The organism is Microbacterium sp. zg.Y909 (assembly GCF_024626565.1).
Window position 1 is genome coordinate 1 of record NZ_JANJFJ010000009.1, and the last position, 15,550, is coordinate 15,550.

Here is a 15,550-nt window from a genome sequence, read left to right on the forward strand (position 1 = left end):
CTCTCAGCGCCGATGGTACTGCAGGGGGGACCCTGTGGGAGAGTAGGACACCGCCGGACTTCTTCCGTGAGAAAGCCACCCAATGTTGGGTGGCTTTCTCTCGTTAACGCGACGCTTTTGCGGCGTGTGCCCGCCGACGCGAGCCCGTGAGATGCGGCATCCGCCCGCCGCTTCGGTCGTCGCGAATGTGCCGCTATAGGCTCGCGCACGCGAATGCTCACTCGGCGGGGGCGATAGCGTGATGTAGTGACTGATCAGACCCTTGCAGACCGAATCGGCCACGCACCGGCCCCGGCGATGCCGCAGCATCCCGAGGTGCCGACCTGGCGGATGGCGACCCCCGACGACATCGACGCGATCCACGGGATCGCCTCGGCCGCCGGCCGCGTCGACCACCCCACGTGGACGGTGCCCCGCGACGAGATCGCCGACACCTTCGAGATGTCGCACATCGACCACAGCCGCGACACCGTCATCGGGTTCGCCGCGGACGGCGCCCCGGTAGCGTACGGCAGCGCGATCGTGCATCCGTCGCGCGAGCTCCGCGTGCAGGTCGACATCTCGGGCGAAGTGCACCCCGCGTGGCGACGGCGGGGCATCGGCGCGCAGGTGGTGCAGTGGCAGTACTCGCAGGCACTGCGCCGGCTCGTCGAGTCGGGATCGACTCTGCCCGGCGCCGTGCGCGCGTACGCCGAGGGCGCCAACGATGACGCCGCGACACTGTTCGAGCGACACGGGCTGCAGGTGCAGCGCTGGTTCACGACCATGGAGCGCGACCTCTCCCAGCCCGTTCCGGCGCTCGAGGTCCCCGATGGCATCGTCCTCGTGCCGTACAGCTCCGAGCGCGCTCTGCAGGCCCTGGAGGCCCGCAACGACGCCTTCCGCGACCACTGGGGGAGCCTCCCCAGCACGCACGACACCTGGCAGAAGTTCGTGGGCGGCCCACTGCTGCGTCCCGACCTGTCGACACTGGCCCTCGACGGCGACCGCATCGTGGCGTTCTGCCTCGGCTCGGTCAATGAAGAGGACTGGGCAGCTCTCGGCGCCTCGCACGTGTACATCGACCTCGTCGGCGTCGTGCGCTCGCACCGCGGGCGGGGGCTGGCTCCGCTCGTCATCGCCGAAGCGCTGCGGGCAGCGGCCGCAGCCGGCCTCGAGAAGGCCGTGCTCGATGTCGACACCGAGAGCCCGACCGGCGCCCATTCGCTCTACGAGCGCCTCGGATTCGCGGCGACCGAACGCGAGCGCGTGCTCGTGCGCGAGTTCTGAGGTCGGATGCCGCAGCGGGGATGCCGCGACGGCGACGCCCCGCCCGCGGCCTCCCGCAACGCCCCCGCGAATATCAACGGCCCGACCCCGGGACGCGCAGGGGCGTCGCCCCGTAGGCTGACCGCAGGCGCACTGATCCGATGGAGGATGACATGAGCGAAACGATCGTCGTGGGCGTCACGGGTGCCCCCGCGGCCCGCAGAGCCGTCGACTGGGCCGTGGACCGCGCGGCACATCACCGCAACCACCGCGTCGAGCTGGTGAGCGTCGTGGGCGGGGCCATCGGCACAGTCGGTGAAGGCGCCGTGATGGACGTGGTGCTCGACGCGACCAACCGCATGCTCCAAGACGAGGCGGATCGGGTATCGGGCTCGGGTGTGCCGGTGACGACGAGGGTGGATGCCGGCAATCCCGTCACCACGCTCGCGCAGGCATCCGAGAAGGCGGAGCTGCTGGTGATCGGCAGCGACTACCGCGGACCGGATTCCGGCCCCGCGCGCGGAGCGCACGGCATCCGCATCGTGGCGGCATCCCACTGCCCGGTCGTCGTCGTGCCCGACATCGAGATCCACGACCGCCGCGGTGTGGTGGTCGGCGTCGATGGCTCGCCGGTGTCGGAAGGGGCGATCAAGTTCGCCGCGGCCGAAGCGGACCGACTGGGCGAGCCGCTCACCGCCGTCTGCGTCTGGACGCCCGTGGTCACTCCGCGCACCGCCCCCATGGTCTACCCCGACCTGTACCTCGCGAACATGCAGCGCGCCGCCGAAGAGCGCCTGGCGCTCTCGCTCGCGGGGCTGCGGTCGCAGTACCCCGACCTGGTGATCGAAGAGAAGGCCGTGCAGGGATACCCCTCGGAGGTCATCAACGAGCTGGCCGCCACCGCCAAGCTCGCGGTGATCGGCACGCATGGACGCAACGCTCTCACGCGGTTCCTGCTCGGGTCGGTCAGCCACGAGGTGCTGCAGCGCCTCGCGACCGTCACCGTCGTCACCCGCTGACCGGGGAGAGCGAGAGGGTTGAGTAGGCTGTCGTGGTGCGCATTCGCCTCGACATCGCCTACGACGGCACGCATTTTCGCGGGTGGGCCCGGCAGCCGCAGCTGCGCACCGTGCAGGGGACGATCGAAGACGCCATCGCGCGCATCCTGGGCGGGGAGCCCCGGCTCGTCGTGGCCGGACGCACGGATGCCGGTGTGCACGCGACCGGTCAGGTCGCGCATCTCGACCTGACCGAGGCGCAGGCCGCCCGCCTGCAGGCCCGTCGCGGGCGCGGCGACAGCGCAGAGGCCGAGGCCGACGAGGCCGCACGGATCGCGGCTCTCGCCGGCCGCATCGCGGGGGTGCTGGGCCAGTATCCCGACGTGGTGGTACGCCGCACGAGCATCGCCCCGGACGGGTTCGACGCCCGGTTCTCGGCGACGAGCCGTCGCTACGAGTACCGCATCGCCGACGCGGTCACCGGGTACGACCCGCTCGAGCGGCATCGCACGACGACGGTGCGCACGAGCCTCGACGTGGCCGCGATGGATGCCGCCGCCCGCTCGCTCGTGGGCCTTCACGACTTCGCGGCGTACTGCAAGCCCCGCGACGAGGCGACGACGATCCGCACGCTGCTGGAGTTCGAGTGGCACCGCGACGCGGCCGGCGTGCTCATCGCCCACGTGAAGGCCGACGCGTTCTGCCACAGCATGGTGCGCGCTCTCGTCGGGGCGTGCGTGGCGGTGGGCGAGGGACGACTGAGCCCTGCCGACGTCGTCGAGCTGCGCGACGAGGGTGTGCGCACCAGCGAGTTCAAGGTGCTCGCCGCGCGCGGGCTCACGCTCACCGAGGTGGGCTATCCGGCCGATGACCTGCTGGCCGCCCGCGCCGCGCAGACCCGCAACCGCCGCGACGCGGAGTAGCGCGGCTGCGCGCCCGGCGCCACAGACGGCGTCGAATACCTCCCAGTCGACGCACGCGCAACCGTCACCGGGCGGCCAGCCGGCGGGCCTACGCTGGAATCACCATGAGAGTGATCTCGTACAACCTGCGTAAACATCGTGCCGCCGGCGAGCTGACGGATCTGGTCGAACGCCACAGTGCCAACGTGCTCTGCCTGCAAGAGGCGGTGACCGCCGATTTGCCCCCGCAGATCGGCGGCTTGAAGCTGGCGGGCTCCACGCACCGCAACCGGCTGGGCCTGGCGGTGTACTACCGCGACAACACCTTCCGCGCCCTCGAGGCGCGGTCGATGTCGCTGAAGAAGTCGCTGCACGACCGCGTGCTCAAGCCTGCCGAGGAGCGCATGCTGGGCGTGCGCCTGCGCGACATCGACAACAACCGCGAGTTCATCGTCGCGTCGTTCCACGCCGCGCCGCTGACGGCGCTGAACTCGCTGCGACGCCATCAGATCAAGGCGGCGCTGACCGAGCTGGCGAGCCTCGGCGAATCGCTGCCGATCCTCATGGTCGGCGACTACAACTACCCCGTGTTCAAAGAGAACCTGGGCCAGCGGGTGCGCGAGGCGGGCTACGAGCTGACGCTCAGCGACGTGCGCACGTACACGCGGTACAAGTTCTTCCGCGGCCACTACGACTTCGCCACGTCGGTCGGCTTCGACATCGAGCGGGTCACGACCCTGCCGCAGGGGCGCAGCGACCACCTGCCGATCCTCGTGACGGCCACTCCATCGGCGGTCATGCGCGCCAGCGAGGGCGCTGCCTGAGCGCACGACGCCGTTTTCGTGCGGCGCGGGGTGCGGAGTTTGACGTGGGCAGCGTGGCGCCCCCCGACGCCACGCTCGCCCACGTGGTAGCTGCAGCCGACCGGAGACCCCCACTTCGCGGCCGGCTGACAGCTATCCTCATGGCGAGGCAATCCCCACATCGCCACGTGGCTATTGAAGCGGTCCACAACGGGCCCTTGAGCGTCTTTAGATAACCTTGCGCTAGAACTGGGGATGCCTCAGCGCACCCTTAAGATACCCGCAAAGAAGAAGCGCCCCCGGACCGAAGTCCGGGGGCGCTTCTCGCTGAACGGGTATGTCAGACAGCAGCCTGCTGGCGGTGACGACGCACCGTGCTGGCGACCGCCAGGCCGCCACCGGCGAGCAGCAGGGCGCCGCCGCCGATCCAGAGGCCGAGAAGAGCGGAGGTGTCGCCACCGGTGGTCGGGAGGGTCTCGCCGCCCGTGCCGCCTGCGGCGGGGACGGACACCGACACGCTGGCGGTGACCGGGTTGCCGTCAGCGTCCACGCCCGAAAGCACGATCGTGTAGGTGCCGACCGCGTTGCTGGGCAGACGCACGCCGGTGCTGACGGAGCCGTCGGCGGCCGCGGTGACCGAGCCGAGGTCGGCGGTCTGAACGGCGAACTTGACGAAGGCGAGCGAGGCGCCATTGGCGTTCTCGCCGGTGAGCGAGACGTCGACGGTCGAGCCGCCGGCGAAGTAGCCGTCCTCGACGGCGACCTGCACGACGCCACCAGGGGCGACGGTGGGGGAGGAGATGCTGACGTCGCCCTCCGGAATGACGTACGCGGCGTGGGCGACGGTGGGAACGGCGACGGTGAGGGCTGCAGCGAGCAGTGTCGCCGCCGTGGCCGCCTTGATCGACTTGATCTTCATGGCTTCCTAGCTTTCGGTGGGGGGTTGCTCGTGCAGGTGCTCCCGCATCAATTTTGATAGCTGTTTCATATCAATCTGATAGGGGCGTCTTTAGCCAGTATTGAGCACTGGGCAGTGTGGCGCAACTCTCGCTGGTTTCGTTTGTGTTAAAAGCGGCCGCTTCGAGCGGTCCGAGAGCGAAGCGGCGGCCGCCTAAACTGTGGCCGGGGTCCCCCCGGATCCGGTGACAGGAGATGACATGCCAAGAGTCGGCTTCCGCGTGGCGACCGTGAGCGTGTCGGCCATTCTCGCGCTGGCTTCGCTCACCGCCTGCGGCCCCGCGCCGTGGACCGGTCCCCAGGCTGAGCCTGAAGCCAACGCCACGGGAGCCGTGGCGGCACCGGTGCCCAACGACCTCTCCAGCGGCAGCACGCAGCGCGACCTGCAGGCGGGGGCAGTGGCGGCGACCGTGGACTACTGGTCGGATCTGTCGATGGACCGATGGACGGCCGGAGCGATCAAACCCATCAGCATATCGATGGTCACGACGGTCACCCCCGACGACGGTCAGAAGGTATACCTGCAGAAGGCGAGCATGATCGCCGTCCCGACCGGCCCCGCCGAGACCTTCGAGGCGCTCGAGGCGCAGGCCGATGCCGCCACCGTGAGCCCGGGCTACCTCGTGCTGAGCCCGTACAGCTACTCGCAGACCTTCAACGTCGGGGCGGTGCCGGCGGGGGCAACGTCGGTGACGGTGCAGTTCACCTTCGACTTCCTCGTGCAGACGACCCCCACGTCCAACGAGTTCGCCAAGCAGACCGCCACCGATGTGCTGACGATCGCCATCGCCGCCGCTTCCGAGGGCTGAGCAGGCGCCCCGCAGGGCGGGGCGGGCGCTCGCCGGCGCAAGGAATCCCCAAGATTCCGCTGAGAGGTGCGACTTCGCTCTGCCGCCGTGTGGCCGCATCCTAGGCTTCTGAGACCGCCCTCCCCGGCCCGAACCGGGGACCCCCCGGGCGGCATCCGACTGCGCACTCACACGCGCCCCCCGAAAACCGGTGCCCTCATGGCTGTTCCCCCCTTGGCCCGCTCTGCCCGCGTGCCTGCTGCCGTCGCGCTCACCGCGGCCGTCGCGCTGTCACTCACCGGCTGCACGCAGCTGTTCGACACGTTCAACGGCAGCCAGCCCGGAGTCGCGGTGATCCGACCCGAGCCGTCGCAGACGACCACCCCGGGCATGGAGTTCGAGTCCCAGTTCACCTACGACGGCTCGGTGTCGCTGTCGTCCGACGTCGCCGACGACCTCGAGGTGCGCCTGGACGTGTGGGCGGCCGATCCCAAGCGCACGGGGGAGTGGATGCCGCTCGGCGAGAAGACCTTCGGCTTCGCCGTCAACGTCTACGACCACCGGGTCGACGACAAGGCCGTGCTCACCGAGAAACGCCGAGTGTACGTCTCCCAGATCGCCATCACCTCGCAGACCTCGCAGACCGGTGGCCAGATCTCGACGCCGTTCCAGTTCGCCGCCGACCCCCGCACGCTCGTCCCCACCGACACGCTGCGCTCTGAACGCGGCCTGCTGCTGAACAGCTTTCAAGGCGGGCTGCACGTGCCTGCGACGGTGATCCATCAGCTGCCGCCGGACACGTTCGGGGTGACTCTGCAGTTCCAGCTGACGATCTGGGTCGAGGGCTCCGCCAACGACGACACGTCGTTCCTGCAGCAGACGGTCTACCACCAGCTGCCCATCGCCATCTTCCCGCAGGCCGAGCCCGAGACCGCCACCGGGTCAGAGCCCGGGTCAGAGACCGGTTCGGAATCGGGCACGCCCACGCAGGGCCCGCGGCCGTGACCGCGCCCTACGCCGGTCACCCCCGGCCGACACCGCGCGAGATCGAGCCGGTGGTCCCAGGGTTCAGCGACGACTTCTCAGCCGTGCTCGATACGGTCACCGGTCACCGCTCCACGATCGGCTGCGTCATCCCGGCGTACAACGAAGAGGAATCGATCGGCGCGGTGCTGCAGTCGCTGCTCGGGCAGACGCGGGTGCCGGACGTCATTCATGTGGTGGTCAACAACACCACCGATGCCACCGTCAAGATCGCCTCGGAGTTCGCCGGCCCGCACGAGATCACCACCGACCTCGGTGAGCAGTTCACCGAGGTGTTCGTGCACGATATCGGCAAGAACCCCGACAAGAAGGTCGGCGCCCTCAACTACGGCTACTCGCTGGTCGAGGGCTACGACTATCTGCTGGGTGTCGACGGCGACACGGTGGCCGACCCGCGCGCGGTGGAGTACCTCGAGACCGAGGCGGTGTCGGACTCGCGCATCGGCGGCATCTCGGCGATCTACTCGATCGACGACCGGCCGATCAAGGGGCTCGTTGGCAAGTTCCTCATCGCCGGGCAGCGCACCCAGTTCGCCGCGTTCAACCTGCAGAACCTGCTGCGCGGGCGCAACATGGCGGTGCTCGGCGGACAGTTCTCGATCTTCTCCACTACGGCGTTGCGCGAGGTGATGAAGGCCAATCACCAGACCAGCCCATGGGTGAAAGACAGCGAGGTCGAGGACTCGCTGCTGTCGCTGCAGATCAAGAGCGCCGGGTACCTCACCAAGATCAGCCCCTATGCCCGCGCCGATGTGGGCGGAATGACCACCCTGCGCGGCTACGACGCCCAGCAGGTCAAGTGGACCTACGGCTCGATCGAGCTGATGTGGCCCGGGCAGCGCGGCGACACGAAGGGGCAGCCGTTCCACCCCAACCTGCGGCTGCGGTGGTGGGAGAACCTCGGCATGCTCACGAACCTGTTCGTGCGCGTCGCGTTTCTCACCCTGCTGGCCGGCTCGCTGTCGATCGGGGCGTTCGTCTTCTCGCCGCTGTGGCTGATCCCCCCGGTGGTTGCGGTGCTGCTGAACCTGCGCATCGCCTACACGATGACCAGCCGCAACGGCCGCGACGTGGCCTTCGCCGGACTGATGGTTCCCGCCGAGGTCTTCATGTGGATCCGCATCAGTCACTTCCTGCGGTCGTGGACGCGCTTCCTCTCGCGCAAGAAGGTCGACAACTGGGCGATGCAGGCCAAGGCCGAGCGCGGGGGCGGCTCGGCGCACTGGATGCCGCTGGTGCTGCTCATCGCGGTGATCGTGGCCATGAGCGTCATCTGGTCGATGCTGGGCCCGGTGGTGCAGTCGACCATCCTGTGGGTCGGCTGGCCGATCGTGGGCGTGGTGACCGTGCTGCAGACCCTGACCATGGTGTTCAAGCTGCTGCGCCGCCACCAGGGTTACAAGGTCTGATCGCCCGGACGGGTGGGCTTCAGGCCAGCGACTCGGAGGTCATGCGGTACCCGACGCCGCGCACGGTCTCGATGTACCGGGGGTTGGCGGCGTTGTCGCCCAGTTTGCGTCGCAGGTTGGTCATGTGCGCCTCGATCGCGCGCTTGTCGGCGTCGCCGACGTAGTAGCTGGTGACGTACGACTCGCCGCGCAGCACCAGGGTGAGATCGGCCTTGCTGCGCACTCGGCGCTTGGACTCCATGAGCGTGGAGAGCAGGTCGAACTCGGTGCGCGTGAGCTCGAGCTGCGCGCCGGCGACCACCACGATGCGGGTGTCGGGGTCGACCTCGAGATCGCGGTGCACGAGCACGTCCGGTTCCGGGCGCAGCGCGGCGGTGTCGTCGTGACGCACGACGTCGGTGCCGCCGGACGAGCTCGCGCTGGGCTGCATGACGATGGTGCGCTGGTCCGGCGCGGGCGGCGGGATGGTGGCCGCCCGAGCGGGCGCGGCGGCGGCGTACTCCGCGGCGGGCCGCTGGACCGGGATGTTCGAGGTCGCCGGCCGGGCGCCGGGGAAAGACGGGCCGACCTGGTCCTGCCGGGGGGCGGCGGGCGGGTTGCCGCCGATGCGCGGGCGCCGCAGCAGCGCATCGATGCGGGCGCGCAGCTCGCGGGGGCGGAAGGGCTTGTTGATGTACTCGTCGGCGCCCGAGCCGAAGCCCAGCACGACGTCAGCCTCGTCTTCGAGGCCCGTCAGCATGATGATGTACGTGTCGCTCTGGGCTCTGATGCGGCGGGCCGCCTCGAACCCGTCGATGCCGGGCATGGTGACGTCGAGTGTCGTGATGAGGGGCTGGTACGCCAGCACCGCCCGCACCCCGTCGAGCCCGTTGCCGACCGAGACGGTGGAAAAGCCCATCGCTTCGAGGACCTCGGCAAGCAGATGGCGGATGTCGGGATCGTCCTCGACGATGACCGCCGTCTTGGCGGGCGTGACGGAATCACTCATGAGCAGACCTCGGGGGGCAGGGGGGTGTCCCTCATGCTACACATGCGCCGGGTCGGCCCTGCACCCGGGGCGCAGGCGGTCAGCGCGCCTGACGAGTGAGGTCCACCGCGGCCTCTGGCCACCACTGCCCGGCGGGCGGACCGCCGTTGCACGGCCCGTCACTCTCGCCCGGGGGCTTGATCCACAGATTGGTGTCGACGACGTCGTCGCCGTAGGTTCCGCCCGGCTCGCCGATCAGACGCCCAGAGGCGTTGCACCACGAGCCGTTCCCGCCGGCGCCACTGCGTGAGGTGTCGATCAGGGCGTGGCCGCCGCCCAGTCGGGCGGCGAGGGCGTGGGCGTAATCGAACTCGGAGTCGGCGGAGTTGTAGTTCGACACGTTGGTGGCGAAGCCGCGCACGCGCTCGAGCAGGCCGGTCTCGGCGATGATCGCGGCCATGTCCGCCGGCGTGTGCCAGGTGGCGTGGCCGGCGTCGAGGTAGATCCAGGTGTTGTCCCCGTGCAGCCGGTCGACGGCGGTACTCAGCTGGCGGGTGCGCTCGTCGAGATTGCGGCACTCGGGCGCGAGGGCCAGGCTGTCGGGTTCGAGCACGACGATGCGCTGCAGGTCGCCGGCGTTGGCGAGCGCCTGCCCGATCTCGCCGGTCCAGGTGGCGTAGTCGTCTTCGTCGAGCCCACCGGCCGAAAAGCTGCCGCAATCGCGCCCAGGCAGGCCGTACACGACCACGGCGAGAGCGGCATCCTGTTGGCGCGCCTGGTCGGCAAGGTGCCCGATGCGGTCCCAGACCTCGCCGATGGGATCGCGCTCAGGGGTCAGCCAGTAGGCGGTGGGCTGCCGGGCGAGGTAGGCGGCGGCGGCGCGCTCGTCGTCGGTGGCTTGGGGGTCGTCGGCGGCCACCGCAGCCTTCGAATCGGATGCCACGATCAGTGCGGTGCCCACGCCCGGGGGGTGGGCGCTCATGGCCTGCACCGCCCGGGTCACGAGCAGGCCGACGGCGGCGAGCACGCCGAGCACGACGACGACCACGATCGCGACGATCGCGATGGCGAGGCCGCGGGAGAGGCGACGACGTCGCCGGGCGCCGCGCGGTGGCGGGGCGGAAGCGAGGGGCACACGAGGACCTTACCGTCCACCGGGCGGCGCCCCGTTCCCCGCGTCAGGCGCGGGAGCGGGCGCGGCGTACGGCGGCGCCGGCGGCGACGGCGGCACCGGCGAGCACGAGTGCGCCCCCGCCGAGCCACAGGCCCGCGAACTGCGACGCGTCGCCGCCGGTGGTGGCCAAGCCCGCCCCACCGGTGCCGACGGTCGTGCTGCCGGCACCGCCCGCCGATGTGGGCGAGATGGCGGCGATGTTGTAGACCCCGCGGGCGTCGCTGGGCAGGGTGATGGTGATCGGCTCGAGCGCCCCGGTGTCGGTGGAGGTCGTGGTGGTGCTGCCGGTGGTGATGGCGAACTTGACGAAGGCCGCCCCGAACGTCACTCCCGCGCCGTTCTCACCGGTGACCGTGATGGTGACCGGCTCGTTGGCGCTGAATGTGGCGGCGTTGCAGCTGAAGTCGAGCGACTCGCCGGCGCCGGCGGTGGCGGGCGAGACCGCGCACGAATCCGACGGCGGGTAGATGGCTGCGGCCTGTGCGGCGGCGGGCAGGGCCAGCGCCGAGGTGGCGGCGACCGCGGCGACGGTGAGGGTCTGGACGAGGGGGCGCTTCACGGGGTGGTATCTCTTCCGATGCGTTGGGGGGTTGCAGCTCGCGCATACCGAAGGGTGCACACATGACCGAAAGGCGTGAGGCTCGGTGTTGCTCGGCCACGACGCCTTCGGATCGACTCTATGGGGCGGGGCAGTGGGAGACAACCGACGTCGGCACGCTGCGGTCTATGGTCGGGGTCACCTCGGCGACGACGGTGGGGGCGCCGGGCTCGGGGGAGCGCACCGAGATGGTCGCGGTCACCGATTCCCCGGGCGCGAGATCGGCGCCGAATGACAGCACCTGGCGCCCGTCGTGGGTGCCGCCTCCGAAGCCCTTGTCGAGCGACAGCACGGCATCGGTCAGCTCGTATCCCTCGGGCAGATACACGTAGGCGACCGTGCGGGCGGTACCGGCTGGTACCCCGAAGTTACCGCCGCCGGTGATGTACCAGGGGAGCGAGGTGGCGGCATCCGCCGGCGCGGTGTTGGCGAGCACGAGCGAGAGGGTGGCCTCGCCGGTGGCGAGCCCTCGGCCGTCGAGACTGCACGATTCCCACGACAGGTCGGTCTGTGCAGACACGTAGTAGTCCATCTTCGAACCGGTGCCGTCGTTGAGGTACACGCCGAACCGCGCGGTCTGGTCGTCGGTCTTCGGCAGGCCGCCCGCGAGGGTGGTGCCCGAGAGCTCGGCCTGCTCGGCTTCGACCGAGCTCCACAGCAGCAGCCGACGCTCGTCGCCGGCGCGGCTGAGGGCGGTCACCATCTGAGCGGGGTCCACGCCCCCGGCGGCGATGGCGTCGAATACGGTCGCCGCAGCTGCGGCGAAGAAGTCGTCTTGATCGCTCGGCCGCTCGTAGCGCAGGTACACGTCGTTCAGCAGCAGCTGCACCGCGTTGTCGGCGCTGAGCACGTCGCCCGTCGGCAGGGCGACGGGGCCGGTCGCTTCGAGCAGGTACGACAGGGCGATGGGATCCATCGCGATGACGCCGTCGACGTCCTGCCCCGTCTCGCGCAGCCACATCTCGCGGGCGAGCGGCGCTGCCACCGAGAAGTCGGGCACCTGCGTGACGTTCTGCACCCATCTGCCGGGGCGGGTGTCGTAGATGGCCTGCACATCTTCGGCGAGCGGCAGCACGGGGTCGTCGTAGCGGGAGAAGTCGCTCGACGATCCCTGCGCGACCAGCTGCAGCGCCCCGTCGGCGGCGTTCACCACTGCCATGGCCCCCACGATGCCGCCGAGCGAGCGCCATTCGGCGTTGTTCTGGAACACGATGAGGTAATCGCGCTCGCCGTCTGTACCGAGCATGGGCGGCAGCAGAACGGTGGCGCGGGCGAGGGCGTCGGTGGCGGTGGTGGCGGTGCGCAGCAGGTCCGAGACCTCAGCGGTGGCGCTGCGCACCGGGGCGAGCAGCAGCGTCTCGTCGATGGCATCGACCGCTGCCGCGGCGGCGGCCACGCCGTCGGCGCCGACCCGGGCGGAATCGGCGATGGTGTGAAGCATCGTCGTGTCGATGCGGCCCTCCACAGGGCGCAGCTGGTCGAGGCTGAACGTCGAGGCCACCTCGGCGAGCGGGGCGAGCGCGTCGCCGGCGACGTCGTCGGCGGCGACGGCGATGGTCGAGACGGCGGCCAGCTGCGGCCCCACCCACGGCAGGTGCTCGGCCGCGCGCCACACCGGGTCGCCGGTGAGGTCGCGCGCCGCGCCGGTCTCACGCGCCAGGTCTGCGATGAGGCCGCTCGCCAGGGCGGGGTCGTCGAGGCTGTCGACCGCTTCGCGCACGGTCGCCTCGGCGGCACGCAGATGCTGATAGGCCGCCAGGCCCCGCAGCCCGATCCACGCGGCAGCGGCGACGGATGCCACCAGCAGCGCTCCCAGCAGGCCGGCGAAGACGAGTCCCGCGATGCGAGCGGGGCGGGGCAGCACGTCAGCGGTCACTCGACTACCCTACGGGCGCGGCAACCCGCTCCCAGCGATCTCCCCCGTGCCGTTGTGCGTCGGCGCCTGCAGCTTGCGCGGCATCCAACAGGTGGTCGAGGTCGTAGCCGACCGCCTCGACGCTGGCCCAGCCGATGCTCGCCGACCTCCGCACCGCGACGGGCTCGCCCGGGTCGGGGGTGGCGACCTGGTCGAGCAGGCGCGACAGCAACTGCCGCACGGCCCCCTCGGGGCGCGGCAGCAGCACGACCACGCGGGTCTCGTCCCGCACGTCGACGTCGGCGTCGGGTGGCAGCGTCTCACGGACGTCACGGGCGAAGCGGTCGGCGATGCGGGCGAACTCGGTGGCGCTGAAGGCTTCGCGCAGGTCGCCCGGGTCGTCGAGACGCACGTCCAGCACGCACCACCAGCGATCCCCCACGGCCTCGGCGCGGCGCAGCCGATCCCGGGCGACGGCGCAGAACGGCGTCTCGGCCGCGGTGACCCGGGGAGCAGGTGCGCCCTCGCGGGTGAGCAGCAGCAGGGTGACCGTGGCGGCCTGACCGTAGAGGATCGCCGTCATGGAGTTGAGCTCCCGCATGAGCTGCAGTCCGTCAGTGCCGGGTGCCGGCGCGCCCTGCATGAGCCCCTCGACGATGTAGACGGCCGCCAGCACGATGAAGCCGGCCGAGGCGAGCGCCAGCGGCATGATCTTGTGCCGCTGGCGCGACCCCGCCCGGCCGAGCTCGACGAGGGTCAGAGCGGCGACGAGGGCCGCGAGGGCGAACGCGAAGCGAAAGGCCACGCCGAAGCCGCCGGCCGACGCGGCGAGCGGGAGCACGACGCAGAGCACCACCGTGAGCGCCGCGGCCACCCAGGTGTATGTGCGCGGGGCTCCCCGCCAGGTGCGCAGCCCCGTCCAGACGAACATCGTCGAGCCCAGCAGGGCCCCGGCGCACCCGGCACGCAGTGCCAGCGATCCGGTGGCGTCGGCGGCGACCCAGCCGTAGGCGGTGACCATCGCGAGGGTGAAGGAGAAGACCCAGACAGCCCCGGCCTGACTGGGGCGGTGAAGAAAGCCCAGGCCGATCATCACGGCGGCGTTGACCGTGGCCAGGGCGACGAACACCACCCCGATCATCGGATCGATCATTGCAAGGTCCCTTCTTCGTCGTGGGCCTTCAGGCTGACCACGACCGTCGTTCCTCGGCCCAGGGCGCTGGTGAGCTCCAGGCGACCGCCGTGCTCGTGCACGATCTCGCGGGTGATCACCATGCCCAGGCCCGTGCCGGGCATGCCGCTGTCGCGCGCGGTCTGCGCGCGGAAATACGGCTCGTACACGCGGTCGATGTCGGCGGGAGCCATGCCGATGCCGGTGTCGGTGACCGCCAGGCGTATCTCGTCGCCGACGCGCCGCGCGTCTACGCGGATGTGCCCGCCGCGGGGGGTGTACTTCACGGCGTTGCCCACGATGTTGTCGATCACCTGCCGCAGGCGGAACGCATCGCCGGTGACGAGCAGCCCGGGGTCGAGGGCGGCGTCGACGGTGAGCTGGGTGTTCTGCGCCGCCGGCCGGAAGGCATCGATCGAGGCCGTGGTGACCCGTTGCAGATCGACCGTCTGAGCTGCGGGGGGAGCGGGCTTGTAGCTTTCGAGCACCGAGGCGATGAGACGCTCCATGCGCTGACCGGCGTTCTCGACCACCGTCAGCTTCTCTTTGACATCGGCGGGCAGGTCTTCACGGTCCAGCAGCAGGTCGACGTGACCGATGATGGCGGTCAGCGGGTTGCGCAGCTCGTGCGAGACGACGCTGGTGAGGGTCTTCTTCTCCTGCTGTGCGGCGACCGTGGCCGTCACATCGTGAATGCTGAGAAGCGTCACCTCGGGCTCCCCCGGGGTGGAGTCGACGGCCGATGTCGTGGCATCCAGTGTGTGCCAGTGCCCGGCGGCGTCGAACAGCCAGACCCGGCACGCCTCGAACAGCTCGCCGCGTGCGGCGCGGGCGATCAGGGTCTGATCGGGCGGCAGCGGTTCGCCGCGGTGGCCGTCGTACTCCACGGCAGCCGAAGGGTGCGCGTGCGAGACGTTGTCGACGGAGTACAGCCGCTGGTAGGCGTGGTTGGCGTTGCGCACCACGCCGCGCCGATCGACGCGGGCGAGGGCGGTGTCGATCGAGTTGAACAGCGCCATCGCGCGCTTCTCCTGCGCCTCGACGCGCCGCAGGGTGCGGGCGAGCTGGCTGAATTGGCGCTCGAGCAGCCGGCTGAACGCACGCGTGCGGCGGGAACCGGTGGCGATGGTGACGCCGATGAACAGCAGCGCCAAGAGGACCACCACCACGTGGAGTGTGCGCACGGGGGTGATCGCGGTCGACAGGGTGTCGACGGCCAGCAGCACGGCGATTTCGCACAGTGCGGCGACGATCCAGGGGAGGGTGTAGTAGGTGGCGAACCACGCGACGGGGAACACCCAGAGAATCGACAGCTCTCCGTCGCCGGTCGACGCGATGAGCCCGATGGCGACGATGTCGAGGCCCGGCACCAGCGCGACCGCTGCCCGGCCGACCCGGTGCCACGGCACGACGAGGGTGAGGGCGCTGATCACGACGAGCAGCACCACGCCGACGCCGAACGCGGGTTGCGCGAAGGTCTGGGGGGTGAAGAGCGCGACCACGACCGAGATCGCCGCGACGGCGACGGCGAGCACCATTTGCCACTGCCAGATGGAGCGGGTTCTGGTGTTGTTCCATGTGCTGGGCGCGCTGTCGTTGCGCGGCGGCGCTGAGCGTTGGGGGGCGACCGCCATTC

General features: G+C 70.4%; 14 protein-coding genes. 7 read left to right on the plus strand and 7 right to left on the minus strand.

All coding sequences use genetic code 11. The features are described from left to right. Nucleotides 1–246 precede the first annotated feature (246 nt). From NQ160_RS24815 to NQ160_RS01610, 4 genes are all read left to right on the plus strand, one after another. On the plus strand, nt 247–1,269 hold the full coding sequence (locus tag NQ160_RS24815; RefSeq protein WP_257513485.1) for a GNAT family N-acetyltransferase: 1,023 nt from the start codon (nt 247–249) through the stop codon (nt 1,267–1,269). Nucleotides 1,270–1,421: 152 nt separating this feature from the next. Further along, nucleotides 1,422–2,267, plus strand: a complete 846-nt coding sequence (locus NQ160_RS01600) for a universal stress protein (protein ID WP_257513486.1) — start codon at nt 1,422–1,424, stop codon at nt 2,265–2,267. Nucleotides 2,268–2,302: 35 nt separating this feature from the next. Next, nucleotides 2,303–3,169 carry a tRNA pseudouridine(38-40) synthase TruA gene (truA, locus tag NQ160_RS01605; protein WP_257513487.1) on the plus strand — a complete coding sequence of 289 codons (867 nt, stop codon included), beginning with the start codon at nt 2,303–2,305 and terminating at the stop codon, nt 3,167–3,169. A gap of 104 nt (nt 3,170–3,273) precedes the next feature. Further along, complete coding sequence (locus NQ160_RS01610) at nt 3,274–3,972, plus strand: endonuclease/exonuclease/phosphatase family protein (protein WP_257513488.1); 699 nt, start codon at nt 3,274–3,276, stop codon at nt 3,970–3,972. Between the two features lie 319 nt (nt 3,973–4,291). Here the strand turns inward: NQ160_RS01610 and NQ160_RS01615 are convergent, their stop codons facing one another. Continuing rightward, entirely contained in the window at nt 4,292–4,870 is a 579-nt protein-coding gene (locus NQ160_RS01615) for a hypothetical protein (RefSeq protein WP_257513489.1), read from the minus strand. Between the two features lie 238 nt (nt 4,871–5,108). On the opposite strand from NQ160_RS01615, the gene NQ160_RS01620 reads away from it, so the two are divergent. The 3 genes from NQ160_RS01620 (at nt 5,109) to NQ160_RS01630 (ending at nt 8,149) form a co-directional block, all read left to right on the plus strand. Continuing rightward, nucleotides 5,109–5,717 (plus strand): hypothetical protein, encoded by a 609-nt coding sequence (locus tag NQ160_RS01620; RefSeq protein WP_257513490.1) that lies wholly within the window; start codon nt 5,109–5,111, stop codon nt 5,715–5,717. A 198-nt stretch (nt 5,718–5,915) separates the two neighbouring features. Beyond that, the gene (locus tag NQ160_RS01625) at nt 5,916–6,701 is read left to right on the plus strand and encodes a fructose 1,6-bisphosphatase (protein ID WP_257513491.1); all 786 of its coding nucleotides are present in this window, start codon (nt 5,916–5,918) and stop codon (nt 6,699–6,701) included. Next, nucleotides 6,698–8,149, plus strand: a complete 1,452-nt coding sequence (locus tag NQ160_RS01630) for a glycosyltransferase family 2 protein (RefSeq protein WP_257513492.1) — start codon at nt 6,698–6,700, stop codon at nt 8,147–8,149. The genes NQ160_RS01625 and NQ160_RS01630 overlap by 4 nt, the downstream gene beginning before the upstream one ends. Before the next feature lie 19 nt (nt 8,150–8,168). Here the strand turns inward: NQ160_RS01630 and NQ160_RS01635 are convergent, their stop codons facing one another. The 6 genes from NQ160_RS01635 to NQ160_RS01660 form a co-directional block, all read right to left on the minus strand. Next, a complete protein-coding gene (locus NQ160_RS01635; protein WP_257513493.1) occupies nt 8,169–9,137 on the minus strand; it encodes a response regulator transcription factor in 969 nt (322 codons plus the stop codon). 79 nt (nt 9,138–9,216) lie between these two features. Continuing rightward, nucleotides 9,217–10,251, minus strand: a complete 1,035-nt coding sequence (locus NQ160_RS01640) for a glycoside hydrolase family 6 protein (protein ID WP_257513494.1) — start codon at nt 10,249–10,251, stop codon at nt 9,217–9,219. Between the two features lie 43 nt (nt 10,252–10,294). Further along, nucleotides 10,295–10,849, minus strand: coding sequence for a cell wall protein (locus NQ160_RS24590; RefSeq protein ID WP_285178409.1), 555 nt, complete (start codon nt 10,847–10,849; stop codon nt 10,295–10,297). Nucleotides 10,850–10,967: 118 nt separating this feature from the next. Then, nucleotides 10,968–12,764: a DUF4012 domain-containing protein gene (locus tag NQ160_RS01650; RefSeq protein ID WP_257513495.1), complete on the minus strand. Its 1,797-nt coding sequence runs from the start codon at nt 12,762–12,764 to the stop codon at nt 10,968–10,970. A gap of 4 nt (nt 12,765–12,768) precedes the next feature. After that, nucleotides 12,769–13,896: a hypothetical protein gene (locus tag NQ160_RS01655; RefSeq protein WP_257513496.1), complete on the minus strand. Its 1,128-nt coding sequence runs from the start codon at nt 13,894–13,896 to the stop codon at nt 12,769–12,771. After that, nucleotides 13,893–15,548 (minus strand): sensor histidine kinase, encoded by a 1,656-nt coding sequence (locus tag NQ160_RS01660; RefSeq protein WP_257513497.1) that lies wholly within the window; start codon nt 15,546–15,548, stop codon nt 13,893–13,895. Before NQ160_RS01660 ends, NQ160_RS01655 begins: the two co-directional genes overlap by 4 nt. Between the last annotated feature and the right edge of the window lie 2 nt (nt 15,549–15,550).